The following is a 22,097-nucleotide window of genomic DNA, read 5'->3' as shown; positions in this document are numbered from 1 at the left end:
TGGTCTTCTTTAGTTTTGTGCCTGCTGCATCGTAGGTGTAGGTGATGGTGCGGTTGCAATTACTGAACGATCATAGAGTTCTACCATGCTATTTTGTAATTACCCACAAATGTGTTTAACAGTAATTTCAGTAAGTTTCATTACCATTTGGTCGTTCGTGTGTCGGTTTTCAGTAAGCCAAAGAGTTTTCTTGTTTAAGCTTTATAACTTTCCATACATTTGATCCATCGCTATGAGAAAGCTTTTGATCCTTATTCAGAACCTTAGTCTTGACGTTACGACAGGGGCTATAATTTGTAGCTTGTATGTAGCCAGATTATTTGGTGTTACCCTCGAAAACTCGATGCTCATCGGTCTGGGTGTGGCGATTTGGCTTATTTATACTGTAGACCATCTTTTTGATGCCAAGAAAAGCATTGGATATTCAACCAATCAACGACATGCTTTTCACCAAAAATACTTCAAGCCAATTGCCTCTGTTGCGTTCATGGTTTTTCTAGTAGGAGCGTTTAATCTATATTATTTGCCTTGGGTTACTACTAAGCTAGGGTTGATTTTAGCACTGTTGGTTGCGATTTACATTGGCTCCCTGCATTTGCTTAAGCTCAAGAAGACATGGCATAAGGAATTTTTAGCCGCCATAATCTACAGTTTTGGGATTTTTGTTGCGCCACTCAGTTTATTAGAACACTGGGATATTTTCGTTTTTTATGTCTTCATCGTGTTTTTTCTCATTGTGATTACCAACCTACTTATTTTTCCAATGTTCGAATATGAGAATGATAAAAATGATGATATTCAATCAATAGCTACACTTTACGATAGCGCTTTTGTCGGGAAACTGGCTACCGCTATTCTTGTCTTTAATGTATTGCTTATTGTTGGCGGAATGGTTTACCTCAACCCTGTGATGACAGGTGCTCGCTGGTTAAGTTCAGAGTATATATTGTTTATGATGACTTTGGTTTTGGCGATGCTCTTAATGTTCCCTAATTTTTTTCAGCGAAATGACCGTTACAGATTGGTGGGAGATGGCATCTTCTTTTTCCCTTTGATTTATCTTTTACTGTGAAAAACAACTTCAACCTTATCGCCCCAGTATATGACGGCTTGGCTAAAGTTGTTTTTGGGAAAAAGCTAAAGCAGATTCAGACTCATTTTTTACCCGTGATTCCCGAAAATGCTAATGTATTAATCATGGGCGGAGGCACAGGATGGATTATCAACGAACTGTTCAACACGGGTTTTAAAGGGAAACTTACTTATGTAGAAGCCTCTGAGAGGATGATTTCCTTATCGAAGAAGAACTGTGAGTTCAGTGAATCAGTAAACTTTATTCATGGGGAAGAAAGTGCGCTCCCTGCAGATAGACAATATGATGTAATTATCACCAACTTCTTTCTCGATGTCTTTTCCGAGGTGAGGTTAGATGAAGTAATCGTTCAGCTTTCTAAGCAACTCAATAACGATGGAATATGGATTTGTTCAGACTTTCAGAATACTGATCGATTTGGTCACCAGTTATTGCTGTGGTTTATTTTTAAGTTTTTCAAAATTACAGCAAACCTAGAGTCAGGATCACTGATGAACTTTGACCACAAGTTCAAAAAAATAGGCCATTCAAGAAGTGAAAATTTCACTTTAATGAATGGCCTAATATTCTCGTCAGTATATACTAGCGAACGATTACTTTAAAGGTTTGTCGCTCTTTAGTAGCTTTATCGGTTAGCGTAATCATGTGCAAGCCTTTGCTCAGCCCTGAGGTTTCCAGAGTAATGCTTCCAGTTTCAGGATTCAGTATGGTAGATTGACTATTGATAAGCACGCCCGATGCTGAAATTAGCTGTACAAGTACTTCGCTTTCTACCTCAACACCGTATTCTATGGTAATCAAATCTCCTCGATTTACCGGATTCGGGAATACATTAAAGGTTTGAACTAAGGTTGTTTTTTCTACAAACACTCTTTTGATTTCAGAAACCGTAGACATTCCATTGAAATCGGTTTGTTTTAAGCGGTAGAAGTTGTTACCTGATTTAGGTGCTTTGTCTATGTAGAAATAATTGTTTACATCCTGGCTGTTGCCTGCACCTACGAGTGTACTAATGCCTTCAAAGTCTTCACCGTTAGTGCTTCTTTCAATGGTAAAGTAAGCGTTATTGGTTTCGTCTGCGGTGCTCCAATCTAATCTAACATAATCCTCATTGGTTTTTTGGGCCTCAAAGGATAATAGCGTAATAGGTAGCGAAGCCGCTTGTAAAGAGCCTAAAGTGAAATACTGAGTGTCATTTAGGTTGACCGCAAAAGTTACCGTTTTTTCTGTTGCGTTGATGGATGTTGGAGCCACTAAGGTTACTCCAGAAGTAAAGTCTCCATCATTATCTACCATTAATCTTACTTGGTTTAGGTTGTTTGTTCCAACACCGCTTGGTCCCATAATATCGGCCAGATCGAAGGTTAGATTTACGGTTCCTACGGTACCTGTTTCTTGTACATACCATTCTCTGAATAGTCGGCCACTTACCTGAGAAGAGTTGTATTCTGTATTGCCTTCTTCTCTAGTTCCAGTTTTCGCTACATTATCATTTCCCCAAATTAGGAATGAATTGTCGGTAGTAAATGATCCCGCCATTTCCATAGTAACAATAGCATCATCATTTTCACTTTTTGACTTCCATTGTTGGAAACATGAGTCGTCATCGCGGCCTATACCAGCAATATCGTTATTGTAAACGGTCTGTTCAGACCAGTCCCATGTGATGGTACCCGCAGACGACAAATAGTCTTCAGTAGCAGTACCACCAGCGTTTCTTGTAATACCGTATTTAACAGCCAAATAAGATTCAACTCTTTGCCTTTCATTTTCTGTAAGATCATCTGAGAAAACCAGTACTTCAGCAATTCTACCGCTAAACTGCGAAGCTACGTTTGAGTCATCGTGGTTTCCTATTCCGAAAGAACCAGGACCGGTAAGCGAAGTGTTGGTAGAGGTTCCTGAGCCAACATTTGCAGAGTTAATATATAGCTGAATAGATCCTGCCGAGGTTAATCTTCTACGGGTACCAGTAGCAATGAATGGTTCAAAGTTGTTATATACTGGGCCAGATGCACTTCGCACATTCAATGTAGAGTTATTGGCGGCATTCATATGTACCCTGCCACCAGAAATTCCTAACCCGTAATCTGCCGACCCACCAGAATCACCGCCTCCAATAATAGCTGGGGCATCTTCAAAGTTAGAAGTTGAACCGCCTGTTTGACCAGTTTCAAATACTGCTATTAATGTAAAATCTTCCGACACGTTGTTTCCACCAGAAGTTTCCATAAAGGAAGCGTTGGTTGAGTTAGGGTCGCTAAAATTAATTGCTGGGTTAAAGTTGATTTGGTTGGTTTGGTATTTTGGCTCTACCGGTGCACCTCCGCCCAAGTTGATTTCATTGGCATTTCTACCGATTGGGCTTTGGTCTGTCCAAGTATTAAGGTCAGTGTTATTTGTGGTTGTGCCGGTGCCGTCATCAGCCCTTAACCATAATGCTAGGTCGGTTGTTACTCCACCAGGCCCACATGTTTCTCTTGCTGTTCCCAGCGTAAAGTAATCTCCATCGGCAAAATTTACATTATTAAATGTAATCACATTGCCGTTAAATGTACCTCCAGAAATGGTTGAACCACTAGCCATTGTTGAAGATGAAGATACAATTAATTGAAAATCTGAGGCATTAGATGAATAGCCTAAACCTGTCAGGTCGAAAGAAACAGATGTATTTCCAACTGTTCCTGACTCATCTACTCTCCAAATACGTTCCATTCTTTCCGTTACGTTACCAGGAACATCGCCAGTATTTGCGTTGGCTTGATTGGCATTATCTCCATCATTTCCCCATATCAAGAAAGAGTTATCAGCAGTGAAACTATTTGGATTAGAAGCATTGTCTGTAAAAATCCCACCATTTCCGATGGTAACTATTGAACCAGAGTTTTGGCTCTTAGATTGCTTTTGCTGTAAACAAGAACCATCGTCTCGGCCAATTCCAGCAATGTCTCTATTATATGTGCTGTTTGTAGTCGCATTCCAAACAGTGGTTCCAGATGAATTTACGTAGTTTTGAGCTGTATTCTGGCTTAGTGTGATTCCATATTTAATGGCTAAATATGATTGAATTCGGTTATGTTCTGCATCTGAAGGGCGAGCCGAAAAGGATATCACTTCGGCTATTTGTCCATCAAAAGTATCATTAGTAAAAGTGTTAGCGTCTAGGTTACCACCTATTCTGTAAGCCACGTTGGTAGAGGTTAGGAATGTTCCTCCTTGTAGGTCTGCTTGGTTTATACCATTTACAAACATTTCTGTGTTGTTATTGGCGGCATTGTTTTTTACTCCAAACAGCATGGTTTGGTTATTATTAATCCCACCAAATGCTGCGAAGCTAGTACCTCTTCTCCAACGGGTTCCAGTTCCTCCAATGGAATGAGAGAATACCTCATTAGTTATTACTGAAGTTACGCTTCCAAAAAGTAGACTCCCAAACTGGTTTGTTGCTGTGCCAGGTACTGCAAATTCTACGATTGTTTCTTGTGGAGATGAGTTATTATAAGTTTGATCTGTATTCAACACTATATAATAGGCACTTGAATTAAAACCAGCACTTCCGGAAATTTCTTCGGTATTAGCGGCATCAAAATTAAGTGCGGGGTTAAAGTTGATGGAATTACTCTCATAATTAGGTTCATCGCCAGAGGCTGCGGTGGCGTTATTACTACCTGCCTGATCGAACCAAGTGCTTACATTGCCTCCATTTGTAGTTGAGCTTGGTCCAACATCCGCTTTAAGCCATAGAGTTAAGTTTGAGCTTACTTCGCCAGGAGCACAGTCTATAAATCCAGTGCCCAGTGTAAAGTATTGACCATTAGAAAGGTTGACATTACTAAAGGTTATAGTATTACCAGAAATAACACCTCCTGTTATTACTGAACCAGAAGAAAAGTCTCCATTGGAACTATTACCTGCTACTAACAGACTGTAATCAGCGGCCGCTGGGCTACCAGAAATAGTAAGTTCATCAAGGTCAAAAGAAATAGAGTTGTTACCCGTTTCCCCCGTTTCTCCAACGCGCCAAACGCGTTCTACACGTTGCGAAATTAGTGGTGGAACATCTGTAGTTTCTGTGTCAGTATTAGCTCCACCATCATTTCCCCAAATAAACCAAGAATTATTAGAGGTTATGCTTCCTCCGTTGTCTACTGTTACCACAGAGTTATTGTTCTCGCTTCTTGATTTAACCTGTTCAAAGGCAGAATTATCGTCTCTTCCTATACCTGCAATGTCTTTATTGTATTCTAAAAATCCACCAATAGAGGCAGCCGAGGTGGTGTTGAAAATAACAGTGCCCTCAGAATTTACATAATTAAGAGGCGTAGATTGATCGAGGGTAATGCCGTATTTGATTGCTAAATAGCTTTCTATCCTGTTGCGCTGTGTAAGTGGGAATGCGCCTGGTTCGTTACAGTAAATGAGTTCCGAAATTTCTCCGTAAAACGAATTGCCGTTGTTATCGGAGCCATCATCAAATCTCATATTACCGTCAGCACCACCGAGTTGGATTCCTCCGGTATGTTGATAAAGTAGACCAACATTTCCAAATGATCCAAAACTCTGTCCGTTTAAATATCCAGTAATAGTTCCAGTTCCTGAAGAGTTTCCGTTTTCTTCTAATGTAACAATGTATTCAGTGTTTGTAGTTATTGCGGTGCTTACCGTGGTTACGTTTCCGCTGTTGTTCCATGGAGAACCGGCTCCATCATTTGGTACGTTCCAAGCTGTAAGGTGTAGAAAACCATTTCGGATATATATGTTGATTCCTCGTGAATTTCCGCCTTGCTCATATAAAACTTGTCTTGTATTAATGTCACTTGTGCTAGTTCTGAATGCAAGGTTAATTCCCTTTCTGGTGTAGGAAGTAGCGGTGTTGAAGCCATCATTATTAGCTATATCGAGGCTATTGTTTCCGTTGCCAAAATCTGCTGTAGGGTTAAAATTAATACTGCTTGAAGTACTTCTATACACCACTGTTCCAGTGCTTGAAGTAGCATCATTATCTCCTACCCATTGGTCTTGCCAGTCAGATAAAGTACTGCCATCTGTTGCGGTGGTAACACCTACATTGGCTTTCAACCAGGTGGTAAGCGCTGCTTTATAACCTCCAGGGCCAACGGCTGGTGTTAAGCAATCATCAGAAGATACTGCTGCCGAAACCCCAGCTACTAAATCCAAACCTGAGTTTAGTGCAGTTGTATTAGTAGGGAAAGTATTAATGTCGGTTAAAGTATGGTCGGTAGCATTGGTGTCGAATGCAAAGATTGAATAGCCATATACTACTTGGTTGGCCGAAATACCAAGCTCTGTAAAAGAAACTCCAACCCCCTGAATGGTTTGAGCTGATTGCCCAGCAAATGTACCGATGTTTATAAGTGGTAATGGGTTTTGCCCCACGGTTTGCCTTCTTAAAATAAGGTAGTTATTAAAGCTATTTCCCGTACCAGGCCAGTCCGAATCCTCGATATCCACCATATTACTATAAGCAGAAGGGTTACCATTACCATCTAGGGCTGTAATGGCGGCAATCTTTATTTCGTCATTTCCTCCTCGTTCAATAACAGGAAAAACAGCATTATTTGGCTCGCAGGTTACAATTCCAGTATACCAAATTACATCTACCCGTTCGATTTGTGCTTGAATACTACCGCTCGCTTCGTCATCTGTATTTACCAAAATATTGTCATAACCAGTAATCAAACTTCCAGTTTGATAGATTGCATCAGCATCGTCTACTTCTAGACCATCAAGACTAACAGTATTTGCGGTAAGGTTATTAAGAGTGTACCAAATGTTTACAAAACGCCCCCCGTCAGTTCTTTGGATGATTAATGTGTCAGGTTGTAAAAAGTTATTGTAAGAAGAACCGCCTATGGTATAACCATTTAATATAAAGTCGTTACCAGTTCCATAATTAACTGTGTAAGAAGTTGAAGCATTGATGTTGTTGCTTGCATCACTAGGAGCAGTAGCCGTATATGAAGTATTTGCCGGATTTACGGTAGTTGTACTGTATGCAGTAATTGCTGTCTGACCAAAAAGTTTTTGGTTTGAGCACACGATCAAACATAAAACAAGGAATACCTTGAGCAGTTTTGGCATTGAAGCGACATGTTTAGGTGAACACAGCATATAAAATCTTGCTATCTGTTAGGTATTGTAGAGCCAAGGCAAAAACCTCAACTATTTATACTTAACAAAACAGTGCCAAGAATTTACTTCTTGCTGATAGAACAAAAATGTTGGTTTTTTTATTATAAAACAATAATAATTCAAAGGAATTTATCTCCATTTTGGAAATCGTTTCCCAATTTGAGACTGCGGTGATTTGAGCTAGCTTTTATTAATTTCAGATGATTTTAATATTGAAGCTAAGCGAACAAGCTTACCTTTATCACGTAATAGGGTTGAATGCTCATTTCTATGATGTCAAACCACTTTTCTGTATTTAAATACCTCAAAATGGTGAGAGGTTTGAACCTCATTATCGTGGGGCTTACTCAGTATTTTACTGCTATTTTTTTATTACATGAGGGGCTTAGTTGGCATCTGTTAAATGATCAAAAATTTTTTTTGCTTGTTCTTTCCACGGTAATTATCACTAGTGCTGGATACCTGATTAATGATTATTATGATGTTAAAATAGATTATGTCAATAGGCCTGATAGGGTGATAGTTGGCAGAGCCTTGAAAAGAAGATGGATAATTATTGCACATACTGCTTTTAACTTTATAGGAATTGGTATTGGGTTCTATATTTCACCAACCATTGGTACTATTAATTTTATTGCAGCTTTTCTTCTTTGGCTTTACTCAAATCAGTTAAAGAGGCTGCCCTTTATAGGAAATTTCACCATTGCTATTCTTACAGGTACTACGCTATTTTTAGTTGGTCAGTATTTTCAAGAGCGAGAATATTTGGTTTTATGCTACGCCATTTTTGCGGGATTCATAACACTTATTCGAGAGATTATTAAGGATATGGAAGACTTGAAAGGAGATGAAAAATTTGGCTGTAAAACCCTTCCAATTGTTTTAGGAATAGCCAAAACTAAGCAGATTATTTATGGAATTGTTTTGATCTTTTGCACAGTGGTATTCGTTCTGATGAGTTCCATAAATATTGTTTTCCCCATCACACTTTCAGTTATTATGATTTTCCTCATCTTTGAGCTTTTAAAGGCTGATAAGATCAAGGATTACGGTAAACTCAGCACATTTTGTAAAGTTATTATGCTGTTGGGAGTAATCAGTATGGTTTGGATATGAACAAAAATCGAATTGCAATTTTTGCCTCAGGCAGTGGTACTAATGCCCAAAAAATTTTCGAATATTTTGAAAATCATAATAAAGTAGAAGTTGTTTTGCTTTTGTGTAATAAGACAGAAGCTGGGGTTCTTGAAAGGGCGAAGAATTTTGATATTCCTACTTTCAATTTTTCGCGAGAGCAATTTTACAATACTCAATCAGTGCTGCATACTCTAAAGAAGTTCAAGGTTGATGCTATTGTTTTAGCGGGTTTTATGTGGTTGATTCCAACCTATTTGGTAGAGGCTTTTCCAAATAAAATTGTAAATATTCATCCCGCCTTATTGCCAAAATTTGGTGGTAAAGGCATGTATGGAATGCATGTGCATGAAGCTGTGAAAGCAGCTGGAGAATCAGAAACGGGTATTACCATACATTTGGTAAATGAACATTATGACGAAGGTTCCATTTTAGCTCAGTTTTCATGTCGTATCGAACCAAACGACTCGCCTGATGAAATTGCGAGAAAGGTTCAAGTGCTGGAACATGAAAATTATGCAAAAGTGATTGAGAATCTAGTTCTTAATAAGTTCTAAAATGCCTAGTTTTGCGACTTAATTAAAAGCCAACCTACATGTCAAAGGTTAAAATCCAATCTGCATTAATTTCTGTTTTTCATAAAGACAACCTAGCTCCAATTGTTAAGAAATTAGGGGCTTTAGGTGTTCAAATTTACTCTACAGGGGGTACGCAAACTTTCATCGAAGAATTAGGTGTTCCGGTTACCGCTGTTGAAGATCTTACGAGTTATCCGTCAATTTTCGGTGGCCGAGTAAAAACGCTTCATCCTAAGGTATTTGGTGCAATTTTACACAGGAGAGATAATGCTGGAGATTTAGATCAAGCGAAAGAATTCGAAATCCCTTCAATTGATTTGGTGATCGTAGATTTATATCCTTTCGAAGCTACTGTAGCTTCAGGAGCACCAGAGCAAGATATTATTGAGAAGATAGATATTGGCGGAATTTCATTGATAAGAGCGGCTGCCAAAAATTTTAAAGATGTAGTAATAGTTTCGTCAAGAAACCAATACCCCACTTTAGAAAAGCTACTTGAAGATAAAAAGGGGAGTACGGACCTTTCTGATAGAAAAGCATTTGCTGCGCAGGCCTTTGATGTTTCGTCTCATTATGACACAGCTATTTTCAACTACTTTAATCAAGATGAAGCACTTGAAAGATTTAAAGTAAGTGAAACAGAAGGTCAGACATTGCGCTATGGAGAAAACCCACATCAAAAAGGGCAGTTCTTTGGTCCGCTTGATGAACTTTTTGAAAAACTAAACGGTAAAGAACTTTCCTACAATAACTTGGTAGATGTAGATGCTGCTGTAAGTTTGATTGAGGAGTTTTCAGAAGATGAAAAGGCTTTCGCTATTTTAAAACATACCAATGCCTGTGGCGTTGCAATTGGCGACACCGTTAAAGAGGCTTACTTAAAAGCTTTCGCAGCTGATACGGTGAGTGCTTTTGGAGGTGTATTAGTAAGCAACCAACCAATTGACTTGGTTGCTGCCGAAGAGTTGAATTCGCTTTTCTTTGAAGTTTTGATTGCTCCAGCGTTCGATGCCGATGCTTTGGAATTGCTGAAAGGCAAGAAGAACAGAATATTATTGGTGAAAAAGCAGCCATTAAACACTACAAAACAGTTCAAGAGTTTATTAAACGGTGTTATTGTTCAGGATAGAGATTTAGTAACCGATCAAATTTCTGATTTTAAGCAAGTAACTAAAAAAGCTACTACAGAAGCTGAGAATTTGGCATTAGCTTTTGCTAGTAAAATCTGTAAGCACACTAAGTCTAACACTGTTATTTTAGCAAAAGACGGACAAATGCTTTCTAGTGGAGTAGGCCAAACCTCTAGGGTAGATGCTTTGAAACAAGCTATAGAAAAGGCCAAGACTTTCGGTTTTGATTTGAATGGAGCCGTAATGGCTTCAGATGCTTTCTTTCCATTCCCTGATTGCGTAGAAATTGCAAAGGGTGAAGGAATTGTTGCTGTAATTCAACCCGGTGGATCAATTAAGGACGATCTTTCAATTGATTATTGCGACAAAAACAGCATGGCGATGGTGTTTACAGGCACTCGCCATTTTAAACATTAAAAGAATTTTTCAACCCTTAGATAATTGCGAGTAATTCGTAACTTTCAAGGATATAAAATATAGGAGACAAGACTGAATATGGGCTTTTTCGACTTTCTGACAAGTGATATTGCAATTGACTTGGGTACAGCAAATACCCTGATCATACATAAAGATAAAATCGTTGTAGACGAACCGTCTATTATTGCTATCGATAGAAATACCAACAAGGTGTTGGCCATAGGTAGAGATGCAATGAACATGCACGAAAAAACGCATGAAAACATCAAAACCATTCGCCCTTTGAAAGACGGTGTAATTGCCGATTTCGAAGCTGCCGAACTGATGATCAAAGGAATGATCAAAATGATTGACTTAAAGCGAAGAAGCTTTATGCCGTCATCGCACCGAATGGTGATTTGTATCCCTTCTGGAATTACCGAAGTAGAAAAAAGGGCTGTTCGAGATTCGGCCGAACATGCGAACGCCAAAGAGGTATACATGATTTACGAACCAATTGCTGCGGCCATTGGTACAGGAATAAAGATTGACGAGCCAATGGGCTCAATGATTGTAGATATTGGAGGGGGTACAACCGAAATTGCGGTAATTGCCCTTTCAGGAATTGTTTGCGACCAATCCATTAGAGTAGCAGGAGATACCTTTACCAAGGATATTCTCGACTACATGAGAAGACAGCACAACCTTTTGATTGGAGAGCGATCTGCAGAAAAGGTGAAAATCGCCATTGGGTCAGCCTTAACAGAATTAGACGATGCACCAGACGATTACGAAATCCGAGGTCGTGATTTAATGACAGGAATTCCTAAGGTGATTAAAATTTCATATTCTGAAATCGCTTTCGCGCTAGATAAGTCTGTTTCTAAAATTGAGGAAGCTGTATTGAAAGCCCTTGAAATTTCACCACCAGAACTTTCTGCCGATATTTATGATCGTGGGATTCACTTGACAGGTGGTGGAGCAATGCTTAAAGGTTTGGATAGACGTTTGGCCTTGAAAACTAAACTTCCAATTCATATTGCAGACGATCCGTTAAGAGCAGTAGTGCGCGGAACAGGCGAAGCCTTAAAAAACATTGATCAATATAGAGCGGTGTTAATGACTTAATAATGAATGGGTCAGTTATTTTCTTTTCTTTATAAATACCGAGCGTTTTTTACATTTCTAACCCTAGAGGTACTATGTATTTGGATCATTGTTCGAAATAACAATTACCAAAGAGCAGCGTACTTCAGTGTGGCCTCTGGCTTTGTTGGAAATATTAATGAAAGAACGAATAACATAAGCGATTACTTTAGCTTAAAAAAGGTGAATAGCGATTTGGCCGAAGAAAACGCCAGGTTGCGAACACTGTTGTTACAGCTAACGGAAACCCCATTAGATTCGCTCAAAACCTTTGATATTGATACCGATACTACTGATGCGGTACATTACAGACTAATTGCTGCCGAAATCGTAGACAATTCCATTCGCTTAAGTCATAACTTCTTTAAAATTAATAAAGGAAGTAATGATGGTATTAAGACGGGCATGGGTGTGATTAGTCAGAAGGGGGTAGTGGGTAAAATTAGAACAGTATCTAAAAACTACTCTAGCGGTATTTCGCTACTGAATTCCAGAAATCAAGTTTCGGCTAAACTTAAGAATTCAAACAGAACGGCCACTATTCAGTGGGATGGTGATGGGCGTAACCCAAGGGTAGCAAAACTCTTATACATTACTAGAGAAGATAATGTTCAAGTGGGCGATACGGTTGTGACTTCTAGCTTTAATGCTGTTTACCCAAAGGATATTATGATTGGAACTGTGGCCAGTGTTAAGCCCGACCCTAATCAGCGCGATTTGGAAATCGAAGTATCCTTAAGTGTGGACTTTGGAACACTGGCCTATGTGTATGTTATAGAGAATATATATAAGGAGGAAGAGGACTCAGTTTCTTTAATAAACAACCCTGTAGACTTTAATGAGTAGAAACCTGATCATATTGACTGTTACAGCAATCCTGCTGATGATTTTTCAGGTACTAATTCTGAAATACTTTGTGATTTTCGGTATTGGGTTTTGCTTTCTATACCTTATGTTTTTGCTATTCCTACCTTTAGAAATTGGCTTCGCCTCGGCTATGATCATTGGGTTAATAGCAGGCCTAATTGTCGATTTATTTTATAATACGCTTGGTATTCATGCTTTTGCCTGCGTTCTGATAACGTTTCTTCGTCCTTATTGGATGAAATGGAATAAGCCTAGAAGTGGCTATGAAGTTAATGATTTGCCGATGATTACCAATTACGGTCTTGGTTGGTTTGTTATCTACGCGCTACCTTTAATCTTTATTCATGCTTTAACCGTATTCTTAATTGAATCAGGAGGAAACCAGCTGGTAGGGATTTCAATCCTTAAGTCTGCCGTTACGGCTCTTATCTCACTGGTTTTTATGATCGCTATTCAGTATCTTTTTTACTCTAAGGCGAAGCGGTAATGTGGGACAACAGAAGGTATATTATACAAGGTGCGTTTGTTTTGATTGGATTAGTTTTTCTGATCAAATTGTTTGCTATTCAGGTATTAGATAAAGATTACAGAACCAAGGCCGAGCGAAATATTATTCAGCCCATTGTTCAATACCCTTTTCGCGGCCTTATTTACGATAGAAATAAACAACTCATAGTTTATAACGAACCCGTCTACGACCTCATGGTCGTTCCAAAAGATGTTGCTATTGCCGATACCACCGAGTTTTGCGAGCTCTTGGGAATAGAAAAAGAAGTTTTTTTGGAGAACATGAAAACCGCGAGGACGTATTCGCGAGTGAAACCCTCTGTATTTCTAAAGAAAATATCGCATGAGGAATACGGTAAAATTCAAGATCTACTTTATAAATACAGCGGTTTTTTTGTAAACCCAAGAACAGTAAGAGGCTACACTAGTCCAGTTTTGGCCAACGAGCTTGGCTATACAGGTGAAATTAGCAGACGTCAATTAGACAGAGATACTACTGGCTATTACAGATCGGGCGATAATATTGGAATTACGGGTTTAGAAGAGCAATATGAAAGACTCTTAAGTGGTAAACGAGGGGTAAGCTATAAACAAGTAAATGTAAGAGGAATTGAAAAGGGCTCCTTTAAAGATGGAGCGCTCGACACCGTTTCTGTACCAGGTACAAACCTAATCACCACTATTGATTTAGAATTACAGACCTATGCTGAAAAGCTACTTAAAGGCAAAACAGGGAGTATTGTTGCAATAGACCCTTCCACAGGGGAAGTATTGGTAATGGCTACCGCCCCCACTTATGAGCCAAAAATGTTGTCGGGAAGAGAGTTTGGTAAGAACTACGGAAAAATAGCATCAGACAGCGCTAAACTTTTATTCAATAGGGCGCATATGGCTACTTACCCTGCGGGCTCGGTATTTAAAACGGTTCAGGCACTTATTGCTTTAGATGAAGGAGTGATTAAACCGAATGAACAAATCTATGTTGATTTAAGTGGAATTGGCGACCACGCCCCAGCAGGCTACTATGATGTAGCCAGAGGTATTGAAAAGTCTTCTAACAACTATTTTCTTGAAGTAATGAGGAGGCTAGTAGTTCAAAGAAAGAACCCTAATTATATTGCTGATTCAAGAATAGGTCTAGCGCTGTGGGCAGATGCCGTAAAGAAATTTGGCTTTGGTGCTCCGTTGGGTATCGACATCCCCGGAGAGGCTTCTGGCCTAATACCCGATGTTGATTATTACGATAAGATTTATGTAAACAAGAACTGGGGCTATAGCACGGTTCAATCCTTATCAATAGGTCAAGGAGAAATATTGGTTACTCCATTACAGGTGGCTAATCTAGCTGCTATTATCGCCAATCGTGGCTATTACATACAGCCGCATTTAGTAAAGGGGTTTGAGAAAGACGGTACCGTAACTTTAAAGCAATTTGAAAAGAAGTATACAGGAAAAGGCTCCGATTATTACCCAGCTATTATTGAGGGAATGAAACGTTCGGCTCAAGCTACTACTAGAGCACCTATTAAGGATATTGTAATTGCTAGTAAAACCGGAACGGCTGAAAATGGAGCGAAAGACGAGACCTTAGACCATTCCGTATTTATGGCTTTTGCACCAGTAGATGATCCAAAAATTGCCATTGCGGTGTATATCGAAAATGCCGGTTGGGGCGGACGAGCCGCAGCTACCACCGCCAGTCTTGTAATGGAAATGTACCTTAAGGGTTATATAGAAAAGGACTGGAGAAATAGAGAGGAGTATGTGCTCAAAGGTGACTTCTTAGACGAAGAACAGAAAAGAGAAATAGAAAGAAAGAAACAGGAAAAGGCTAGAAAGATTGCCTTAGAGCAACAGTGAGAAGAAGAGACTCCATATTAAAAAACCTAGATTGGCCCATTGTTTTCCTGTACATCATTCTTGTGGTGATGGGCTGGTTCAATATTTTCGCATCGGTTTACGACCCTGAAACTGCTTTTAATATTTTCGATGTAAGCCTAAGTTCAGGCCGACAGCTTTTATTCATTGGTGGTTCGGTAATACTCATTATTGTCATCCTCCTGATGGATTTTCGTATTTACGAATCTTTTGCGCCTTATCTCTACTCACTATTTATCCTCTTGCTGATGGCAGTTTTAGTCTTTGGAGCTAAAATTAACGGAGCAAGGGCTTGGTTCGACTTAGGAATTTTTCGACTTCAACCTTCAGAATTTACCAAGTTGGCCACTGCACTTTTGCTGGCTAGGTATATTTCTAACAATAACGTTAAGCTTACCGAATTCAAACATCAGTTGATGGCCTTCTTCATCATCTTCTTACCGGTTGGATTTATAATGCTTCAACCCGATTTGGGCTCATCGTTAGTGTACTTTGCTTTTGTTCTTCCGCTTTTTAGAGAAGGCTTGCCTGCTATTTATTTAATAGTAGCAGGTTCATTTGCATTGCTTGGGGTGCTTACACTTTTATTACCAATTACTACTATAATTATCATTGTTCTTGTTGTGGGCATAATTTGGATTGTAGTAACATCACGGTCCGTTTCGAATATTGTAATTACCTCGCTGTTGATTCTTCTCAGTGTGGGGTTCTCCTATGGCTTCGGTTATGCTTTTGAAAATCTTGTGCCGAAATACCAAAAAGATAGAATCCTTGTCATCTTCGATTCCAATTCGGTAGATCCTTTAGGGGCGGGTTATAATCTTAATCAATCTAAAATTGCCATTGGCTCAGGCGGCTTTTCTGGCAAAGGTTTTTTAGAAGGAACACAAACCAAATACGGTTACGTACCAGAACAAAGTACCGACTTTATTTTTAGCACTTTGGCCGAGGAACACGGTTGGCTTGGAAGCTTCGTGGTGATTGCATTATTTGTTTTTCTGATGATTAGGATCACAGTAATTGCTGAACGGCAGAAGTTTAAATTTGCACGCTTTTATGGCTATTCCGTTGCTGCAATTATCTTCTTTCACTTCACCATTAATATAGCCATGACCATTGGCTTGTTTCCTGTGGTGGGTATTCCGCTGCCCTTCTTTAGCTATGGAGGCTCATCCCTTTGGTCATTCACTATAATGCTTTTTGTACTCCTTAAAATGGACATGCACAGAACTCAGGTGCTTTCGAGGTGATTATGTTTTACTAATCTTGTGCTTCAATATACTTCTCCAACATTTCTTTAATAGACGGGTCTTTTGGCCCTGGCGCATTTTTTTCTACCAAACGTCCATTGGCATCATAAATTAAGTACCGAGGAATTGACTGTATTTGAAGTGCTTTTATAAACTCTGAATTGCTGTGGTTTAAGCTAAGAAAGCTATTTTCATAATTACTGAGTCCATATTTTTCAGCGGCCTTTTTCCACGCACTTTGGTCGTTGTCGGAAGAGAGGTAAACGAAAACGATATCCTCATTTGCATACTCTTTTCTAAGCGCTTCAGCATAAGGCATGGCCTCTATACATGGCGCGCACCAGCTCGCCCAATAGTCAATGTAGATTACTTTGCCTTTGTGTTGGATTAAAATGTCTTGGAATCGGATTACACTGCCGTCTGCTTTTAACAAGTTCAATCCAACTTTCTCATTGATTTGCTTTTCATAGCCCAAAAGGAATTGCTCAGTAAACTCTTCTAAAAAAGTAGAGTCCTGATAAGTCATCATATACTCATTCAGGTAATCGGAGATTTCAACATACGGCTCCTTATATTCCACCATCTTAAATAACGATGTTTCTCGGCCTAACTTCAAAAGTTCTCCTTCAGGCATATGGTTGGGAAGTTTATCGTAAGCCTCTTTGTAATTGATGTATTCCATTGACCTACTGCGATCAGTTTTACCTTCTAGCACTACTTGTATGATAAAATTTTGAAAATAACCCATGCCAAAACGACTGTTAATTATAAACTCACTAGTGAACAAATCAGAAGAGAAAGCCTTGCTTCTGATTTCTTGACTTTTTGTCCAGCGCAGAAGGCTCATTAGTCTATAAAAGGCCATTCTTTTTTCTAAGTCTAGTTTAAGTTCATTCAAGTCACTCAATCCAGAAGTCCCCTCTTGTTCTATTCTTTGTTCCGAAAGTTTATCCAAAAGACCTTCAACAAGTAAATTAAACGCATCTGGGTTGGTTTTAAGCAGATCTTTATTGAGAGTGAGTGGAAACCCAAGGTTTATTTTTTCAAAATCTGAGTTGATCTCGATAGGTTTAAATTTGTTGTTTGAAATCGTGTAGAACCTATATAGCGAGTCGAGGTATGCCTGTTTAGAGCTTGATGTTGATATGCTCTTTTTGCCACCACTTAATTGAAAGGCTTCTCCACTTTGTGGCAACAGAACACGAATTGAATCACCTTTAGCCACATAAAGAGTATCGCTATAAATGCTCTTATGGCTTATAAGAACGACTTCTGGCTGATAAATGGGAATGTAAAGCGTATCTTTTCCTTGGTAAGCATAATAGTCCGCCTCAAGGCTATCGGCTATACTTCTGAAAAACCTGATTCTGATAGGCGAATCACTATAGTTATCAACAAAAAAGGTGACTTCATTTTTTTCTGGAATAATAACCTCTTCAATAACGGCCTTCTGCTTACAACCAAAACTTAAGCAAATGATAAACGCTAAACTTAGCTTACGGATACCCTTCATATTGTTTAAATTGATCTGAAGTAACACTGCCGTTTAATTGGTTTTAAACGCCTTGGAATATACAACTAAAACTTAAGTTTTGGAGAAGGTTAGTTTTTATTATTGGTGAATTTTAGTATTTACATGAAGAGAATTTAACCTATTGAACAATAAGGGTTCAACTCTACTAGCAAAGCGTTTAAAAATCTATTAGCTTTCATTTATGAAAGTACTGTTTATTCAAGCGGGAGGCACTATAGATAAAGACTATCCAAAACTGAATAAGGGATATGCATTTGAAATTGGAGAACCTGCCATTTCGCGAATTCTAGAACGGAATTTTCTTGGCTTTGACTATGAAATTGTAAGCCTCATGAAAAAAGATAGCCTTGACATGACTGATCAAGACAGAAGCAAAATTCGAGACTATTGTATGGCGTCTGAGTATGCAAAAATTGTCATAACTCACGGATCTGATACACTGGTTGAAACGGCCAAAGTGATTGGTCAGATAAAAGGAAAAACCATTATACTTACCGCAGCGTATAGGCCTGAAAGATTTTCGAATTCCGATGCAGATTTTAATATTGGCGTGGCAGTTGGCGGCCTCAATAATATATCAGAAGGCACGTTTATTGCCATGAATGGCCTGCTGATTCCCCCAGGCCAATGTTATAAAAATGAAAAAACGGGAAGGTTTCAACAGCGCTAATACTATATTTAAAAACTAGAAAATATACAGATGAAAAAATATACAATATGGGTGGTACTCTTGTTGGTATCGCTTTCAAGCTTTGCCCAGCAAGGGCTTTTACAAACACCTCCGAAAAACTGGTTCAACCTTGACCCAGTTGAAAACAAAGTGAATGGGGTGAGTACCGAAAAGGCCTATGAGTTATTAAAAGGTAAAACCTCTCAAAAAGTAATCGTTGCGGTAATCGACTCAGGCATTGATATCGAACACGAAGACCTTAAAGATGTGATTTGGACCAATCCAGGCGAAATCCCAAATAACGGAATTGACGATGATAACAATGGCTACATAGACGATGTTCACGGCTGGAATTTCATTGGCGGAAAAGATGGTCGTAACGTGGGTAAGGATAGCTATGAAGTAACTCGGTACTATAAAATTCTGAGCGAAAAGTACGAAGGTAAAGAGCTTAAGGATATTGATAAAAAAGACAAGGAAGAGTTTATTACTTGGCAAAAAGTAAAGAGTGAATTTGAAGAAGCTCATACCAAAGCACAAATGGAATTTGAGCAGTATGGAAGTTTAGCACGCCAAATTGAGCGTTTTAATAAACTGTTTGAAGCCTATATGGATGTGGAAGAAGTGACGGTTGCAACTTTATCAGAAATAGAATCGGATGATGCAGTAATCGACTTAGGGAAAAACTACATGATTCAGATTTTACAATCTATTGATGAAGAAATGTCGTTGGATAGTGTGTTGGTTTTAATCAATATGGATTTGGCTGAAATGGAAGCGAATGCAAAGTACTCTTATAGCTTGGAATATGATGCAAGAGAAATAGTAGGTGATGACCCAAATAACCTTGCAGAGAAAGGTTATGGAAACAACGATGTTATTGGTAAAGGAACCGACAACTTTCATGGAACTCATGTAGCTGGAATTATTGCGGCTTCCAGAGGAAACGGCATTGGAACCGATGGTGTAGCCAACAATGTAAGTATTATGGCACTTAGGGCTGTGCCCGATGGCGATGAGCGTGATAAGGACGTTGCGAACGCAATCCGTTATGCGGTAGATAACGGAGCAAAAATTATAAATATGAGTTTTGGAAAAGCCTATTCGCCTAACCTTCAGTATGTATATGATGCCATAGAGTATGCCAATTCAAAGGGTGTTTTATTGGTACACGCAGCAGGAAATAGTGGGGAAGACATTGATGAGGCCAACAATTTTCCAAATGATAAATTCGGTAAAAATGGCGATTGGGCCAATTGGATTGAAGTTGGGGCTTCTTCATGGGGCAGTGACGGTCAGTTTGTAGGTAGTTTTAGTAATTACGGAGATAAAACCGTAGACCTATTTGCGCCAGGTGTGGCCATATATTCAACCGCTCCAAATAACGGTTACCAAGATGCTCAAGGAACAAGCATGGCATCACCTGTAACGGCTGGTGTAGCAGCTATGCTACTTTCATATTTTCCTGATTTAACTGCAGAACAGCTTAAAGATATTTTGATGAAGTCTGTTCGCAAACTGGATGGCACTAAAGTGACTAAACCAGGAACATTCAATCAAGAAGTGAATTTCTCAAAACTGTCAAAATCAGGCGGAATTGTCAATGCTTATGAAGCCGTAAAAATGGCCGAGTCTATGAAACTAGGTAAGAAGAAATAGAGCCACGCTCAAACACGAAATGCACAAAAAGGGCGCTTGAATTATTCTCAAGCGCCCTTTCTGGTTTATTTCAAGCACCAAGAGCTAGAAAGGGCGGTTAAAAAAAGTTAAATACCAATTTTAGCTTAGGGTTATCTATCAATCAAGCGTTACTTTGTAACGTGTTCAAAACCATCACCATCTTATGTATGTTCCTCTTGTGCTTTGGCCTTCGTGCTCAGCAGCAAGAAAACTATGTATTGAAAGGTCAACTGGTGGAAAAATCCACATTGGAGCCTATATCGTTTGCAACGGTTTTGGTAGTGAACCGAAAAAAGGGAGTAGCTACCGATAATGAAGGGAAGTTTGAATTTCCGGTACAACTTAACGATAGCATAAAAATCACTTCAATTGGCTATGAACCCGTGACTTTTACCATTACAGCCTCTTTAATGGAGACTCACCCCGAAGGGCTATTTATTCAATTGGAAGAAGGAACCTATTTGCTAGATTCAGTGGTGGTAACCGGTTTTGCAAAAGACTTTTATCTTAATCGTCCTGAGCGTGTACCCATGGATTTGGGTTTTGTAGACCCGAATGCCCCCAAAACGGATTGGTCTAAACCACAGATGGAGACCTTGGAGCAAGGAGGTGTTGGCATTTCTGGCTTACTCAATTTCTTGGATCGAAAATTTATGGAGAAGCGGAAGTTGAATGTACTGTTGGCCGCTCAAGAAAAAGAGAAAACACAGAAGGAAGCCGTTGAGGCTAAATTCAATAAGGAGTTCGTGAAATTTGTTACGCGAATAGACGACCGTGTGATTGATGAATTTATGGAGTTCTGCAACTTCTACGATATCGAAATCCTTCGTGCTTCAGAATACCAACTGGCACAAAAAGTACTGAACCGGTACGATGCTTTTTTAAGGCGTTGACAGCTATTTTTTCAGAGCTGAATTATCGACAACTTATATGTCTATAGTTTTAACCACAAAGGGCACAGAGAATTCACGAAGCGCACTAAGGATGAATAAATCGGAGAATGAAATAGCGAATCAAATTATTGGGTGTGCCATAGAAGTACACAAAGCTTTAGGTCCTGGTTTGTTGGAGAGTGCTTATAAAGAATGCTTATTCTACAAACTTCGACAAGAAGGCTTATTGGTTGAGAAGGAAAAACCTATGCCACTCGTATTTGAAGAAGTAAAGTTAGAGTGCGGGTATCGTATTGATTTACTGGTAAAGAGAAAGGTAGTTATTGAGTTAAAAAGTGTGGAAAGTTTGACAGATGTTCATTTGGCTCAAACATTAACTTATATGAAACTTGGTGATTATAAACTCGGCTTGCTTATCAATTTTAACGTGGCATTACTAAAACATGGAATTAGAAGAGTAATAAACGGAAATTTGAATGAGTAACTCTTAGTGAGCTTTGTGAAAGACTTGGTGTCCTTTGTGGTTATTAAAAATACAGTCAGCGATTTAGGCATTACTTTACATACTTCTCCAAATACCTCCACACAGTTTCTGCTACAATTTTATGTCCTGCGCGGTTAGGGTGAATCCCGTCCGATTGATTTAAATCTTCTTCACCACCCACGTTTTCAAGTAGAAAAGGAATTAAATCTACCTTTTTGTCTTTCGCTACTTTGGCAAAAACCTTACGGAATGATTCAGTGTATTCTTGCCCTAGGTTAGGCGGAATCTGCATACCCGCCAAAAGGATTTTAGTGCTCGGTTTGGCTTGGCGTACTTTGTCGATCATGGCTTTTAAATTGGCTTCGGTCTCTTGAATGCTTAAGCCCCGTAAGCCATCGTTTCCGCCCAATTCCAACACAAAAACATCAGGCTTTCCTTGTAGTATCCAGTCAATTCTATCTAAACCACCAGCCGAAGCTTCACCACTTAAACCAGCGTTGATCACCTCATAATTCAGCCCCAAAGAATCTATCTTTTTCTGAATAAGGTTAGGGAAGGCTTCCTCCAAGCTTATACCATAACCAGCCGTAATACTGTCACCAAAAAAGATGATTTTTTTCTTCTCTTGATTGTTCGGGCTTAGCCAAAACGTAACAATGAATGTTAGAATACTAAAGAGTTGAAGTTTTGAAATCATATGTTTC

The 22,097-nt window shown here is 39.1% G+C and carries 17 protein-coding genes; 14 read left to right on the top strand and 3 right to left on the bottom strand.

All coding sequences use genetic code 11. The features are described from left to right. The first annotated feature begins 232 nt into the window (after positions 1-232). Positions 233-1,072 carry a hypothetical protein gene (locus OB69_RS03575; protein WP_053222313.1) on the top strand — a complete coding sequence of 280 codons (840 nt, stop codon included), beginning with the start codon at positions 233-235 and terminating at the stop codon, positions 1,070-1,072. Further along, complete coding sequence (locus OB69_RS03570) at positions 1,069-1,695, top strand: class I SAM-dependent methyltransferase (protein WP_053222312.1); 627 nt, start codon at positions 1,069-1,071, stop codon at positions 1,693-1,695. Before OB69_RS03575 ends, OB69_RS03570 begins: the two co-directional genes overlap by 4 nt. Here OB69_RS03570 and OB69_RS03565 read toward each other — a convergent pair. Then, on the bottom strand, positions 1,676-7,195 hold the full coding sequence (locus OB69_RS03565; protein ID WP_053222311.1) for a T9SS type A sorting domain-containing protein: 5,520 nt from the start codon (positions 7,193-7,195) through the stop codon (positions 1,676-1,678). The two genes, OB69_RS03570 and OB69_RS03565, sit on opposite strands and share 20 nt — an antisense overlap. Before the next feature lie 309 nt (positions 7,196-7,504). Here OB69_RS03565 and OB69_RS03560 point away from each other — a divergent pair, with 309 nt between their 5' ends. From OB69_RS03560 to rodA, 8 genes are all read left to right on the top strand, one after another. Continuing rightward, positions 7,505-8,362: a geranylgeranylglycerol-phosphate geranylgeranyltransferase gene (locus OB69_RS03560; protein ID WP_071426693.1), complete on the top strand. Its 858-nt coding sequence runs from the start codon at positions 7,505-7,507 to the stop codon at positions 8,360-8,362. Further along, the gene (gene purN, locus OB69_RS03555) at positions 8,359-8,937 is read left to right on the top strand and encodes a phosphoribosylglycinamide formyltransferase (RefSeq protein WP_053222310.1); all 579 of its coding nucleotides are present in this window, start codon (positions 8,359-8,361) and stop codon (positions 8,935-8,937) included. Before OB69_RS03560 ends, purN begins: the two co-directional genes overlap by 4 nt. A 38-nt stretch (positions 8,938-8,975) precedes the next feature. Beyond that, a complete protein-coding gene (gene purH / locus OB69_RS03550; protein WP_053222309.1) occupies positions 8,976-10,505 on the top strand; it encodes a bifunctional phosphoribosylaminoimidazolecarboxamide formyltransferase/IMP cyclohydrolase in 1,530 nt (509 codons plus the stop codon). A gap of 78 nt (positions 10,506-10,583) precedes the next feature. Then, the gene (locus OB69_RS03545) at positions 10,584-11,612 is read left to right on the top strand and encodes a rod shape-determining protein (RefSeq protein ID WP_053222308.1); all 1,029 of its coding nucleotides are present in this window, start codon (positions 10,584-10,586) and stop codon (positions 11,610-11,612) included. A 6-nt stretch (positions 11,613-11,618) separates the two neighbouring features. Beyond that, complete coding sequence (mreC, locus tag OB69_RS03540; protein WP_053222307.1) at positions 11,619-12,476, top strand: rod shape-determining protein MreC; 858 nt, start codon at positions 11,619-11,621, stop codon at positions 12,474-12,476. After that, positions 12,469-12,984, top strand: coding sequence for a rod shape-determining protein MreD (gene mreD, locus OB69_RS03535; RefSeq protein ID WP_053222306.1), 516 nt, complete (start codon positions 12,469-12,471; stop codon positions 12,982-12,984). The genes mreC and mreD overlap by 8 nt, the downstream gene beginning before the upstream one ends. Then, positions 12,984-14,864, top strand: coding sequence for a penicillin-binding transpeptidase domain-containing protein (locus OB69_RS03530; RefSeq protein WP_071387073.1), 1,881 nt, complete (start codon positions 12,984-12,986; stop codon positions 14,862-14,864). The genes mreD and OB69_RS03530 overlap by 1 nt, the downstream gene beginning before the upstream one ends. Then, complete coding sequence (gene rodA, locus OB69_RS03525; protein ID WP_053222305.1) at positions 14,861-16,132, top strand: rod shape-determining protein RodA; 1,272 nt, start codon at positions 14,861-14,863, stop codon at positions 16,130-16,132. Before OB69_RS03530 ends, rodA begins: the two co-directional genes overlap by 4 nt. Before the next feature lie 10 nt (positions 16,133-16,142). On the opposite strand, the gene OB69_RS03520 is transcribed toward rodA, so the two are convergent. After that, positions 16,143-17,645: a TlpA family protein disulfide reductase gene (locus OB69_RS03520; protein ID WP_053222304.1), complete on the bottom strand. Its 1,503-nt coding sequence runs from the start codon at positions 17,643-17,645 to the stop codon at positions 16,143-16,145. A 202-nt stretch (positions 17,646-17,847) separates the two neighbouring features. Between OB69_RS03520 and OB69_RS03515 the strand changes: the two genes are divergently transcribed. From OB69_RS03515 to OB69_RS03500, 4 genes are all read left to right on the top strand, one after another. Continuing rightward, complete coding sequence (locus OB69_RS03515; RefSeq protein WP_053222303.1) at positions 17,848-18,336, top strand: asparaginase domain-containing protein; 489 nt, start codon at positions 17,848-17,850, stop codon at positions 18,334-18,336. A 30-nt stretch (positions 18,337-18,366) separates the two neighbouring features. After that, positions 18,367-19,995, top strand: coding sequence for a S8 family peptidase (locus OB69_RS03510; protein WP_053222302.1), 1,629 nt, complete (start codon positions 18,367-18,369; stop codon positions 19,993-19,995). Between the two features lie 161 nt (positions 19,996-20,156). Continuing rightward, positions 20,157-20,909 (top strand): carboxypeptidase-like regulatory domain-containing protein, encoded by a 753-nt coding sequence (locus OB69_RS03505; protein WP_157608477.1) that lies wholly within the window; start codon positions 20,157-20,159, stop codon positions 20,907-20,909. 91 nt (positions 20,910-21,000) lie between these two features. Then, complete coding sequence (locus tag OB69_RS03500) at positions 21,001-21,393, top strand: GxxExxY protein (protein WP_053222437.1); 393 nt, start codon at positions 21,001-21,003, stop codon at positions 21,391-21,393. A gap of 70 nt (positions 21,394-21,463) precedes the next feature. Here OB69_RS03500 and OB69_RS03495 read toward each other — a convergent pair whose 3' ends face one another. After that, positions 21,464-22,090, bottom strand: a complete 627-nt coding sequence (locus OB69_RS03495) for an arylesterase (protein WP_053222300.1) — start codon at positions 22,088-22,090, stop codon at positions 21,464-21,466. Between the last annotated feature and the right edge of the window lie 7 nt (positions 22,091-22,097).

Source organism: Roseivirga seohaensis subsp. aquiponti (genome assembly GCF_001267955.1).
GTDB classification, from domain to species: Bacteria; Bacteroidota; Bacteroidia; order Cytophagales; family Cyclobacteriaceae; genus Roseivirga; species Roseivirga seohaensis.
The sequence above is the reverse complement of the archived record's forward strand: the minus strand, read 5'-3'. Positions and strand labels throughout refer to the sequence as shown.